Origin of the sequence: Pseudarthrobacter sp. IC2-21 (assembly GCF_034048115.1) — a bacterium.
In the GTDB taxonomy this organism is placed as follows: domain Bacteria; phylum Actinomycetota; class Actinomycetes; order Actinomycetales; family Micrococcaceae; genus Arthrobacter; species Arthrobacter naphthalenicus.
This window is the reverse complement of the sequence record NZ_CP139145.1, coordinates 3,684,855-3,697,238: the sequence shown is the minus strand read 5'-3', so window position 1 is coordinate 3,697,238 and position 12,384 is coordinate 3,684,855. Positions and strand designations below refer to the sequence as shown.

Genomic DNA, 12,384 nt, shown 5'->3' with positions numbered 1-12,384 from the left:
TTCCCTCCCAAGGTTCTTTCCGACGTACTTCATCTTGCCAGACAGAACAACATCGATACTTGACCAACATGTGTACTTGTTAGACAATCGAAGGGCGCCACGGTGTTGTGACGCCTAACACAATCTGGAGACACATGTTTCAGCAGATCCTCGACCCCCTCGCCGGGTCCCTCGTGATTTCAGCCCTTTGCGCGGCACTTCCCCTCGTCCTGCTTTTCGTCCTCCTTGGCGTCTTCAAGGTCAAAGCACCTTTCGCCGCCCTGGCCGGCCTGGCCCTGTCACTGGTGCTGGCCGTCGTCGGCTGGCAGATGCCGGTCAACCAGGCCCTGAGCGCCACGGCGGCCGGCATCTTCTACGGGCTGTTCCCCATCCTGTGGATCCTGGTGAACGCGCTCTGGATCTACCGGCTCACCGTGGCCACGCCGTGGTTCGAGGTCCTGGGACGCACCATCCGTTCCATCTCCAACGACCTCCGGATCCTGGCCATCCTCATCGCCTTCTGCTTCGGTGCGCTGCTTGAGTCGCTGGCCGGCTTCGGCGCACCCGTGGCAATTTCCGCCGCCATGCTGATGGCCGCCGGCATGAAACCCCTGAAGTCCGCAATTGTCTCGCTGCTGGCCAACACCGCTCCGGTGGCATTCGGCGCCATGGCCGCACCCATCATTGCCCTCAACGGCGTCACCGGCCTGCCCCTGAATGAGCTGTCCGCCATGGCCGGACGCCAGACGCCGTTCATCGCCCTGATCGTCCCGCTGCTGCTGGTGTTCATCGTGGACGGCCGCCGCGGCGTCAAGCAGACCTGGCCCGTGGCACTGGTGGCAGGCGCCGCCTTCGGCCTGGCCCAGTTCGTCACCTCCAACTACTTCGCCGTGGAACTCACGGACGTCGTCGCCGCCGTCGTCACCGTGGCCGCGGTCCTGCTCATGCTGAAGGTCTGGCAGCCGAAGGAAACCGTGGGCATGGGCGGCGCCGTGGAGGCTGCTGCGGTCCCCGCCGTCGTCAGCGCCGGCGGAACGGGCGGCTCCGCGGCACAGGAAGGTACGACGGCGGCACGCGGCAGCGCCCTGTCTGCAGACCCCGCCATCCCCACGGACAACTCCCGGCCCGGGCCGCGCCAGATCTGGATGGCAATCGCGCCCTACCTGATCATCATTGCGGTGTTTTCCGTGGCCCAGATCCCGATCATCAAGGCCTGGCTGACCCAGGTTGGCAGCGTTACGTTCGCCTGGCCCGGACTGGACATCACGGACTCGGCCGGCAAGCCGGTGGCGGCCACCAAGTTCAAGCTGGACCACCTCAAGGCCACCGGCACCCTGCTGCTGTTCTCCGGCCTGCTCACCATGCTGCTCTACAAAATCAGTGCATCCCAGGGCCTGCGCATCTACCGCGATACCGTGGTGCAGCTGCGCTGGACCATCGTCACCGTCACCGCCGTGCTGGGCCTCTCTTTCGTGATGAACCTGTCCGGCCAGACCACCACCCTGGGCTTCGCCCTGGCCTCCGCCGGCGGGTTCTTCGCCCTGCTCTCGCCGCTGATCGGATGGATCGGCGTGGCACTCACCGGCTCTGACACCTCCTCCAACTCGCTGTTCGGGCAGATGCAGGCCACCGCAGCGGAGCAGACCGGACTTTCACCCGTGCTGATGGCTGCGTCCAACTCCTCCGCCGGCGTGATGGGCAAGATGTTGTCCCTGCAGAACCTGGCCGTGGCCTCGGCCGCGGTGGGTCTCGACGGTGCCGAGGGAACCTTGTTCCGCAAGCTCATCGGCTGGAGCCTGGGCCTCCTCGCCCTCATCACGGTCCTGATCTTCCTGCAGTCCACCCCCGTCCTCGGCTGGATGGTCCCCTGATATGGCACCGCTGGACCTCGCAGCCCTCCGCTCCGCCGTCGCCGATCCCGCCCACGTCAAAAACCGGGCCATCGACCTGCACGCAAACGCCCACGATGCCTCCCACTTCCTGCTGATCCCGCAGGCCGTGGTCACCGCCGGAAGCGCAGCCGACGTGGGCGGGCTGCTCCGCGCGAGTGCCGCCCAGGGCGTGCCGCTCACGTTCCGCTCCGGCGGGACCAGCCTCAGCGGACAGGCCGTCACCGACGGCGTGCTGGTGGATGTGCGGCGCAATTTCCGGGACGTTGAAGTGCTCGACGGCGGTGCGCGCGTCCGGGTGCAGCCCGGCGTCACGGTGCGGGCGCTGAATGCCCGGCTGGCACCCTACGGCCGGAAGTTTGGGCCCGATCCGGCCAGCGAGGCCGCGTGCACCATCGGCGGTGTGGTGGCGAACAACTCGTCCGGCATGAACTGCGGAACCGTGGACAACGCCTACCGTACGCTCGAGTCCCTCACCGTAGTGCTCCCGTCCGGGACAGTCATTGACACCGGCGCCCCGGACGCGGACACCAAGCTGCGCGCGCTGGAGCCGGAGCTTTACCAGGGTTTGGTCCAGCTGGCGGAGCGGGTGCGCGGAAACAGTGAGTCCGTGCGCAGGATCCGGCAGCAGTTCGCCATGAAGAACACCATGGGCTACGGCCTCAACACGCTGCTGGACTTCAGCAGCCCGGTGGACATCATGGCCCACCTGATCGTCGGCAGCGAGGGAACCCTGGGCTTCGTGGCCGAGGCCGTCTTCCGCACCATCCCGCGGCTGCAGCACGCCGCCACCGGACTGCTCGTCTTCCCGGACCTGCGGGCGGCCAACGCCGCCCTGCCCGCGCTGGTGGAAACCGGCGCAGCCACGGTGGAGCTCATGGACGCGCTGTCCCTGAAGGTGGGCCAGACGCTGAAGGGGACTCCCGCCGTCGTGCGTGACCTGGTGGTGCGGGACCACGCTGCCCTGCTGGTTGAATACTCGGCCGAAGGGCAGGACCGGCTCGCGGAACTGCAGCAGGGCGGTGAAAGCATCCTCAAGGAGCTGAGCCTCTCCGCCGAAGCCCACTTCACGGGTGACGCCAAAGCACGTGCGGGGCTTTGGCATCTGCGCAAGGGCCTGTACGCCTCGGTGGCGGGAGCCCGGCCGCAGGGGACCACCGCTCTGCTGGAGGACATCGTGGTCCCGGTTCCCGTGCTCGGCCGCACCTGCCAGGACCTCATCGGGCTGTTCGACAAGTACAGCTACAGCAACAGCGTGATCTTCGGCCACGCCAAAGACGGGAACGTCCACTTCATGCTCACGGACGGGTTCAGCACCGCGGAGGAGCTGGACAGGTACAGCTCGTTCACCGAGGACATGGTGGACCTGGTGCTGGGGGAGGGCGGCTCACTCAAAGCCGAGCACGGCACCGGACGGGTGATGGCGCCCTATGTGCGGCGGCAGTACGGGAATGAGCTGTATGGCGTGATGCTCAGGGTCAAGGAGCTGTTCGATCCGCGCGGGATCCTCAACCCCGGCGTCATCCTGGACGACGATCCCGAGGCGCACCTCCGGCACATCAAAACGGCGCCACCCGTGGCCGAAGAGGTGGACCGCTGTGTCTCCTGCGGCTACTGCGAGCCGGTGTGCCCCAGCAAGGACCTCACCCTTACGCCGCGGCAGCGCATCGTCACCCTGCGTGCCATCGAGGCCGCGCGTCTGGCCGGGGACACGGCACTCGTGGAGCAGCTGGAGAAGGATTACGACTACGAGTCCGTGCAGACCTGCGCGGTGGATGGCATGTGCCAGACGGCCTGTCCGGTGGACATCAACACGGGGCTCCTGGTCAAGCGGATCAGGCGTTCCGACGCCGGGTCCGTGGCCAACGGCGCCTGGAACGCGGCTGCCAAGCACTGGGAAGGGGTGACCCGCGGCGCTTCGCTCGCGCTCACCGTGGTCAACAAGCTGCCGGCCGCCGCGCTGGTCCCGCCAAACAAGGCAGCCAGGGCGGTCCTGGGCACCGACACCGTCCCTCTGTACTCGGCCGAGCTGCCGGGCGGCGGTTCCGTGCGGAAACGTCCGACGCCGGACCGGGCACCGGACGCCGTCTACTTCCCCGCGTGCGTGGGGACCATGTTCGGGCCGGCCGGTGCGGATCAGTCCGGCACGCCCGGGCCGGGCGTCCAGTACAGCTTCGAGCAGCTGTGCGAACGGGCCGGGATCACCCTGCTGGTGCCGCAGGGCATCGATGGCCTGTGCTGCGGCACCCCCTGGTCCTCCAAGGGCATGGTGGCCGGCCAGGCGACCATGCAGGAGAGGACCCTGGCCGCGCTGCGGGAAGCCACCCGGGACGGCGAACTGGCCATCATCTGCGACGCGTCGTCCTGCACGGAAGGCCTTCGCCAGGCCGTGGAATCGGATGTTCCCCTGGTGGGGCAGCGTCCGCTGCGGATTGTGGATGCGGTGGACTTCGCGGCCGAACGCATCCTGCCCAAGCTCCCCGACCACAAGAAGCTGGATTCGCTGGCACTGCACCCCACCTGCTCGTCCACGCGTCTGGGGATCAACAGTTCCCTGGATGCTGTGGCCGGTGCTGTGGCCGAGAAGGTGGATGTCCCCGTGAACTGGGGCTGCTGTGCCTTCGCGGGGGACCGCGGCATGCTCCACCCCGAGCTCACCGAGTCCGCCACCCGGAAGCAGGGGGAGGAGGTCGCGGAGCTGGGCGCGTCAGCCCATGCGTCCTGCAACCGCACCTGTGAGCTGGGGATGACCAGGGCAACCGGTGCTGAGTACCGGCACGTGCTGGAGCTGCTGGAGGAAGTGACGCGGCCCGGGGAAGGCGTCGTAACGACCCCTGAGTTTCGCAGCTCGACGGGTGCATAGGATGGCTTTCCTGGGCAGGAGAAACCGCCCCGACCTTGAGGTCCGCGAGCAGCGCCCTGAGTTTCCCGCAGCGCGAGTGTGGGTCCCAGCGGTGTGCTCAGACCCTAAGGTGCAGCCGGTCCCCGGCCTGGTCGGATGATGCCTGCGGGGCGTGCCCGCCGGCGCCTCCGCCCGCGCTGGAGACCGGCTTCACCCGCCGGAGCGCGGCGAGGATGGCCCGTCCCACCACGGCGATGCCGATGATGGTGGTGACGGCGCGCAGGGTGTCCCAGCCCGCCGTCGACGTCACCAGCGAGTAGAGCAGGAAGCTGCTCAGGTTGGTGCCCAGCGGTGCGCCGGGCACATAGGAGATGCCGGTTCCGGCGCCCACGGCGAACGGCCAGAACCACAGGTTGGTCAGCAGGCCGAACAGGTAGGACGCCACAATGCCGTAGCCGCACAGCATCCACAGTTCCGCCTTGCCGCGGACCCGGCGGGGGAGCAGTCCGGCGCCCGCGCCCACCCACGCGCAGGCGAAGATCTGGAACGGGGTCCACGGCCCGATCCCGCCCCACAAAGCGCTCGAGAGGGCGATGGTGGCCGCGCCGAGCAGCATGCCGAATCGCGCACCGAAGGCCCGGCCCGCCAGAATCAGCAGGATAAAGACTGCCTCCACGCCCCCGACGCCGGTGCTCGCCACCCGCACCGCGGAACCGACAGCGGCGAGGACGCCGAGCAGCGCCACCGTGTGTGCGGAGCGCACCGAGCCGTCGAGGGACACCACGACGGCGACGACGGCGAGCGGCGTGATCGCCACCGCCGCGTAGGGGAGGGCCGCGGCGGAATCGCCCGGAAAGGCTGCGGCGAGCAGCGGCCAGCAGAAGGCCGCGAGGGCGAGGGCGTTTGCCGCCGCCAGTACCGCGAGCTCGACGCCGCGTGGCATCCGAATGCGGTGCTGCCGCGCCGTCGTCAGGGCTGATTCTTGGATGACCCGTCGCCTCGCTCCGGCGCCCGCTGGCCGGAGAGCTGCGAGGGGCGGTTCGGTCGCTTCTGTCACCGGGGATGAAGGCACGACGCCGTCACTCATCGGGAGGATCCGGGCGCCGAGGCCGAGGGCAAAGTCGTGGTCGTGCGTGGCGATGAGGACCGCCGCGCCGGAGTCCGCCGCCGCCCGCAGCGCTGCCGCGACTGCTGTGCGCGCCGCCGGATCGAGGCCGCGGGTGGGCTCATCGATCAGGAGAACCTGCGGATCGTCCATGGTCTGCAGCGCGAGGGCGAGGATCCTGCGCTCGCCCGCCGAAAGGTCCCGGGGATGCTCCTGTCCGATGGGAATCCGGAGGTCACCGCGCAAACGGGCAAGACGTGCCGCCGCGAAGCCGGGCGTGGGATGCCCTCCGTTCTTTCCGCGCACACCACTCCTCCCACGAGTCAGGCGCCGCTCGGCTGCGCGGAGCTCTGCCGCGGCGGTATCCCTGGTGAAGAGGTCGTCCGAGGCGTCCGGCACCAAGGCGACGCGGCCGCCGTCGACCGTTCCTTCACGCACCGTTCCTTCACGCACCGTTCCTTCACCCAGGGCGAGCGCCACCAGGAGCGACGACTTCCCGGCCCCGTTCGGGCCCACGAGGGCCACCACTTCGCCGCGGTTCAGGGTCAGGGATGCGTCACGCACCAGCATCGTGCCCTTGCGGTGCACCCCGAGGTTTGTCGCGGTCAGCACGGGCGTGGGATCTGCCAGCGCCGGCGTCGAATGCGCAACAGCCAGGGATGCCGGGGCGGAGGGCGCGGCGCCCGGTACCAGGGCGCCGTCGTCGATGGTCCACCACGAGTCGGCCACAGGCACGAGAGACTCCGCACGATGCTCTGCCACAATGACGCAGACGCCGGCGTCGCGGGCCAGAGCGTGGAGCACGGCGATGACGCGGGTACGGGCGGCGGTATCAAGGTCGGCCAGGGGCTCATCCACCAGGAGCAGGGCCGGATGGTCCGCCACCGCGGCGGCGATGGCTACGAGCGTCGCCTCGCCCGCAGAGAGAGTGCTGACATTCCGGTCCAGCAGCGCCGACACCCCGATCCGTTCCGCGACGTCGAGCACCCGTGCCTTGGTAGAAATGGATGGCATGCCGCGCAGTTCAAGGGCAAGGCAGATTTCGTCCCGGACCCGGGTGCTGGCGAACGCGGCGCGGGGATTCTGCAGGACGACGCCGACGTGGCGGGCGGTATCGCGCGGCGGCGTGGTGGCGCGCGCCACTCCGGCGACGCGGATGGTGCCGGATATTTCGCCGCCGTCAACGTGGGAGAGCAGGCCGGCGATGCCCCGCAGGACGGTGGACTTGCCGGAACCTGTCGGGCCGGTGATGACCGTGATGGACCCGCGTGCGGGCTCGAACTCCGGGACACGCACCTGCGCGTCGCCGATGCGGAACTGTGCGTCGCGCACCAGAAGCGGGCCGCCGTCATCGTTCCCGGGTTGGTGGGATGCCCGGCTCCCGAAGCCGCGCAGCTCCAGGGCCGCGGCAACCCGACTCGCGTGTTCCAGGGTGCGTTCGAGCACGGGCACCAGGGCGCGGGGGCCGAAGCGTTCGCCCCGCAACCGGAACGCCAGGCGGACGGAGGTTACGGCGTCGGACAGCGCCGGAAGCGCCGCCCACGCCACCACCAGGGTCCGGGCCACGCCCTGCATGGGACCCCGGCGGGCCAAAACCACAAAGCCGCGGGCCACATCCACCCAGGCGTTGAGCAGGCCGAAGGCGAGGAACATCCCGGCAATCGGCAGGGCGGACAGGACCGCCTGCCACAGGCCTTGCCCCGTGACCGGACCAAGAAATACCACATGCGCGTACGGGGCAGGCAGCCGCAGCGCCGGCAGGTCGAGCAGTACCGGCCCGCCAATGCCCGTCCCGTTGAAAAGGATGCGGTAAATGACCCGCGCCGCGACGAAGACGACGGCGAGAGCCGCCGCTGCACGTAACGGCGCGGGTCGGAAGGTCATGCTGCGGGGGCGGCCGGTTCGCCGTCGACCGTAAAGAGCAGTTCCAGGCTCTGGCCCGGGCTGACCTGCAGGGTGGTGAGGCCTTCCTGCGCGTAGGCCCAGTCACCGGAGACAGGTCTGACCCAGAGACCCCAGTAGGCGAAGGCTGCGGGCATCTTGCTGCAGTCCTCGCGGTAGGTGCCGTCCTTGTGCTTGATGTCGAAGTCCGCGGCAGGCACACCGTTCACACGGCAGACGACTTCCGTGGGGTATTGGGTGGTACCCTCGGTCTTCACCTTGGCTTGGTCGAGCACCTTCGACGCGGGAGTCGGCGCGTCCACGGGAACGCATACGGACCGGTCAGCAGCGGACTGCTTGATGGAGCCCGAATCGACGATGACCTTCACACCGGCGCAGGGCTCGGAGGCGCTGGCTGAAGCAGTTGCCGGAGAAGGCGCAGCCGTGGACGCCGGGGCAGAGGCACCTGGCTGGGTGGCCGGCGCGGAACAGCCGGCGAGGGCAAACAGGAGGCCGGCGGCGGCGAGGGAGCTCGCGGCGGTGCGGATCGTAGTCAAAGTCACCTGTCAAGGGTAGGGCGTGGGTGATCCGGATGCGGAGGAGGTCACGTTGTGTGACGTGAACGTTCCAGGCGATGACGACGCTGACATCCCTGGGGGATTTCCGAAGGTCTGGACACGGGCAGCCGCCGGACTTATCGTGCAGAGGTGGCGGCTGCCTGACTGGCAGGATGGCACACTCTGCCAGCCCGTTGTTGCGGCCGCCCGTCATGACAGGAGGAAGCAGATGGAACACGTTGAAGAGACCGTTGAGGTCGCAGTTCCGGTCCGGACCGCGTACAACCAGTGGACTCAGTTCGAATCATTTCCGCAGTTCATGTCCGGTGTGGAATCCGTAACCCAGCTGACTGACACCACCAATCACTGGGTGACCAAGGTGGGCGGCGTCCAGCGGGAATTCGACACCGAAATCGTTGACCAGGAGCCTGACGACCGGATCGCCTGGCGCAGCACCGACGGCAAATCCCACGCAGGCATCATCAGGTTCACCCCGTTGGACGCCAATCACACGAAGGTCAGGGTCCATTTCGAATGGGCGCCCGAAACCGCCACGGAAAAGGCGGGCGCGGCACTGAAGATTGACGAGATGCAGGTCAAGGCTGACATGCGGAAGTTCAAGGACTTCGTCGAATCGCGCGGCAGCGAAACCGGCGGCTGGCGGGGTGAAGTCAAGGACAGCGGCCCCACCGGGCAGTTCTAAAACTGCAACGGGCGAGGAACCGACCGAAGCCAAAGGCCGACGGCGGCACTCAAGGTGAGTGCCGCCGTCGGACTTTCCGCTGGGGGCCGCCGGCGAGGGTCAGGACGCCGACCGGGTGTCGAACCCGGCCGCTGCTTCCCGCAGGAGGCGCGCGACGGTGTCCACGGGCGTGCTGGCTGCCCGCCGCCGGTCGAACCGCCGCAGGACGATGCGCCGCGTGCCCAGTCCCGGGACGTCCAGGACATCCACCCCGTCGTGGCGGACGCCGCTCAACGCCAGAGTGGGCACGATCGCAACGCCCTCGCCCGCCGCAACGAGCGCCAGCGCGGTCAGCGTGTCATGGTACTGGTGCACCGTCTCCAGCCGGGCGCCCGTTGACTGACGGAGCCGGCCGAGCACGGATGCGTTGGCCGCTGAGGAGTCGACGCCGAGCCACGGAAGCGGCAGGTGGCCCAGATCAATGTTCTCCGTGGTGAGCAGGGCACCGGACGGCACCACCAGTTTCCACGGCTCGTCCAGCAGGGGCTCCTCGATCATTCCGGCGGACAGGGAGCCTTGGCCCGGCGTCGTCGAATCGAGCTCCACCACCACGGCGTCGAGCGCCCGCTGCCGGAGCAGCCGCAGCAGGGCCGGGAAATCACATTCAACCATCCGGATCTGCACTTGCGGGTACCGGAGGCGCCACTCGGGCAGGCGGGGGATCACCACGGTGCGGAGGAAACTGGTGAATCCACCCACCCGCACCACGCCGGCCACTTGGGCGCCGCCCTGTATCCGGGCGCGGGCCACACTCAGTGCGCGCTCGATCTCCTCGCCGGCTTCCGCAACGGCCAGGCCGGCTGGTGTCAGGACCGAACCTTTGGGCGTGCGCAGCACCAGCGCATGCCCGGTTTCGTCCTCCAGTTTGTTGAGCTGCTGGGACACCGCCGAGGGCGTGATCCCCAGTTCGTCAGCCGCGGCGAGCACGCCGCCGGTGCGGGCAACGGCAAGGAGAACGCGCAGCCGGCGCGGGTCAATATCCATGTTAAGTATTTCTAAACCACATCTTCAGAGGAATGCAATTGATCTACAGTCCCGGCGTCCCCATAATTGCTGTTGAAAGCCAAATCCAGGGTGCCTGACTCACTCCGCAGCAGCCCCAGACACAAGACTCTTAGCCCGCCGTTCTGCGCGCCCCGCCGGGCGACGGCAACCGGGCATCACCCCCCGAAAGGACACCATGGAACTGCTCTGGGAAATCGCCGGGTGGACCGGCGCGGCCCTGATTCTGAGTGCGTACCTGTCGGTGTCCATGGGGTGGCAGGCCGCCGGCAAGGGCTTCCAGGCGGCGAACCTCATCGGTGCCTGCGCCTTTATTATCAATGGTGCGGTTCACGAGGCGTGGCCGTCGGTGGTCACGAACATCGCCTGGTTCCTCATCTCCGCAGTGGCACTTCTTCGCATGCGGTCCACACAGGCTTCGCCCGCGGCCGCTGCCGAAGCTCCCCAGGTCCAGTTTCCGGGAGTCCCTGACACCACCGGCCAACTGGCCATCGTGGACGCGTCCCGGGCACCCGCCTTTAGTTAAGCTGACGATTAGTTAAGCCGACGACGGCGGGACGTCCCGCCGTCGCGCGCTATCCGAACCGCACGGCATTCCACTCCAGGATTCTTGGCTCGGCGAGTCCCTCGATGACGAACGGGTCGTCGGCGATGAAACGCTCGGCGTCCTCGCGCGAAGTGAAAATCACGCCCCCAATTGATGTGTCGGGATTTTCCGACATATACTGACTCCGTGCTTCCTGATGTCTTCGGTGCCCTCTCCAACCCGGCCCGGCGCGTCATCCTCGATGAGCTCTGCCACGGGCCGAGGACGGCGGGCCAGCTTACCGGGCTGCTGGACCTGAGCCGCTCGGCGGCGTCCGAACATCTGGGCATTCTTCGCGAGGCCGGCCTTGTCCGGGAGGAGCGGCACGGCCGCAACCGGCTGTACCATCTCCAGCCTGCAGGGCTCGCCGAGGTCAGCGGCTGGGTCAAGCACATTGAGCAGTACTGGAACCGGCGCCTGGACGCGCTGGGAGAACTTTTGGACGAGGAGAAACCTTCATGACCGAGAACGCCATCCTGCTCGAGCGGCGCTTCCCGCACCCCAGTGCAGCCGTCTGGAACGCGCTGACCACACCCGAACTGCTGGCCCGGTGGTGGGCCCCGGGCGACATCGCTCCGGTTGTCGGGCACCGCTTCACCATGGACATGGGATCCTGGGGCCAGCAGCAGTGCGAAGTGCTCACCGTGGACCCCGGCACATCGATCAGCTTCCTGTTCTCCGAGGGCATGCTGGACACCACCATCACCTGGCGGCTCGAATCCGACGGGGACGGCACCGTCCTTCAGCACGAACACGCCGGTTTCCGCCTCGACACCCCCATGGGCAGGCAGGCCCTGGAAGGCATGGGCAACGGCTGGCCGGGCCTGCTGACACGGATCGACGGCGTCCTCGCCGGGGTCTCGTGACACGTAGGTCAGCGGACGCGCAGATCAGCTCGGGGATCTAAATGGCGCACATGCCCCCAGCCACGGTGGACGTGAACGACGCCCTCGTGCGGCGGCTCCTCCGGAGCCAGCGGCCCGACCTTGCGGGCCATCCTTTGGTGCGGGTGGCGAACGGCTGGGACAACGCCACCTTCCGGCTCGGCAACGCCCTGGCCATCCGGCTGCCGCGCCGCGCGGAAGCCGTCCCGCTGATTATGCATGAGGAGGCGTACCTTCCCGCCATAGCCCGCCGGTCCCCGGTGGCGGTTCCCGTCCCCGTCCACGCCGGCCGGCCGACGCCGGAGTTTCCGTGGCCGTGGAGCGTCGTGCGGTGGGTCCCCGGAACTGCTGCGGCCGACGTCGACCCCGCCCGCCGCGGCCCTGCCGCTGAAGCGCTGGCCGGCTTCCTCCGCGCCCTTCACGTGCCAGCCGAATCCGGCGTCCCGGTGAATCCGTTCCGCGGGGTGCCGCTGGCGGACCGCGACGCGGCGGTAGTGGAACGCCTCGGGGACCGCGAACGCTACCCGCAGGCGGCAGCCCTGAGGGCACTATGGGCGCAGGCCCTCGCCGCCGAAGCCTGGGATGGTCCGCCGATAATGCTTCACGGTGACTTGCATCCCGGCAACATTCTGCTGGCCGACGACGGCGGGCTGGCCGGTGTGATCGATTTCGGCGATGTCGGGGCCGGGGACCCCGCCGTCGATCTTGCGCTGGGGTGGCTGATGTTCGACGCCGGGGCCCGCCGGCGCTTCAGGGGCGCCTTTGGCCGCGCGGTGGATGACGACACGTGGGCGAGGGCCCGCGGGTGGGCCCTCAACCTGTCCACCGCCATGCTGAGCAACTCCGATGACAACCCGCGGATGTTCGCCGTCGGCGAGCTTGGGGTCCGGCAGGTCCTGGACGGCTGACTGTTGGGC

General features: G+C 68.4%; 10 protein-coding genes. 7 read left to right on the top strand and 3 right to left on the bottom strand.

Going from position 1 to position 12,384, the window contains the following annotated elements; translation table 11 throughout:
* Nucleotides 1-134 precede the first annotated feature (134 nt).
* Nucleotides 135-1,850, top strand: coding sequence for an L-lactate permease (locus tag SBP01_RS17130; protein ID WP_320536647.1), 1,716 nt, complete (start codon nt 135-137; stop codon nt 1,848-1,850).
* Between the two features lies 1 nt (nt 1,851).
* Nucleotides 1,852-4,731 carry an FAD-binding and (Fe-S)-binding domain-containing protein gene (locus SBP01_RS17125; RefSeq protein WP_320536646.1) on the top strand — a complete coding sequence of 960 codons (2,880 nt, stop codon included), beginning with the start codon at nt 1,852-1,854 and terminating at the stop codon, nt 4,729-4,731.
* Nucleotides 4,732-4,828: 97 nt separating this feature from the next.
* On the opposite strand, the gene SBP01_RS17120 is transcribed toward SBP01_RS17125, so the two are convergent.
* Together SBP01_RS17120 and SBP01_RS17115 are read right to left on the bottom strand one after the other, a co-directional pair.
* Nucleotides 4,829-7,699: an ATP-binding cassette domain-containing protein gene (locus tag SBP01_RS17120; RefSeq protein WP_320536645.1), complete on the bottom strand. Its 2,871-nt coding sequence runs from the start codon at nt 7,697-7,699 to the stop codon at nt 4,829-4,831.
* Nucleotides 7,696-8,259: a hypothetical protein gene (locus tag SBP01_RS17115; protein WP_320536644.1), complete on the bottom strand. Its 564-nt coding sequence runs from the start codon at nt 8,257-8,259 to the stop codon at nt 7,696-7,698. Before SBP01_RS17115 ends, SBP01_RS17120 begins: the two co-directional genes overlap by 4 nt.
* A gap of 223 nt (nt 8,260-8,482) precedes the next feature.
* Between SBP01_RS17115 and SBP01_RS17110 the strand changes: the two genes are divergently transcribed.
* Entirely contained in the window at nt 8,483-8,956 is a 474-nt protein-coding gene (locus SBP01_RS17110) for an SRPBCC family protein (RefSeq protein ID WP_320536642.1), read from the top strand.
* Nucleotides 8,957-9,055: 99 nt separating this feature from the next.
* Here SBP01_RS17110 and SBP01_RS17105 read toward each other — a convergent pair whose 3' ends face one another.
* Entirely contained in the window at nt 9,056-9,979 is a 924-nt protein-coding gene (locus tag SBP01_RS17105; RefSeq protein ID WP_320536641.1) for a LysR family transcriptional regulator, read from the bottom strand.
* A 196-nt stretch (nt 9,980-10,175) separates the two neighbouring features.
* Between SBP01_RS17105 and SBP01_RS17100 the strand changes: the two genes are divergently transcribed.
* From SBP01_RS17100 to SBP01_RS17085, 4 genes are all read left to right on the top strand, one after another.
* Entirely contained in the window at nt 10,176-10,523 is a 348-nt protein-coding gene (locus tag SBP01_RS17100) for a CBU_0592 family membrane protein (protein WP_275214914.1), read from the top strand.
* Between the two features lie 207 nt (nt 10,524-10,730).
* Entirely contained in the window at nt 10,731-11,045 is a 315-nt protein-coding gene (locus tag SBP01_RS17095; RefSeq protein WP_320536640.1) for a metalloregulator ArsR/SmtB family transcription factor, read from the top strand.
* Nucleotides 11,042-11,449: an SRPBCC domain-containing protein gene (locus tag SBP01_RS17090; protein ID WP_320536639.1), complete on the top strand. Its 408-nt coding sequence runs from the start codon at nt 11,042-11,044 to the stop codon at nt 11,447-11,449. The genes SBP01_RS17095 and SBP01_RS17090 overlap by 4 nt, the downstream gene beginning before the upstream one ends.
* Before the next feature lie 50 nt (nt 11,450-11,499).
* Entirely contained in the window at nt 11,500-12,375 is an 876-nt protein-coding gene (locus SBP01_RS17085; protein ID WP_414004241.1) for an aminoglycoside phosphotransferase family protein, read from the top strand.
* The last annotated feature ends 9 nt before the right edge of the window (nt 12,376-12,384 follow it).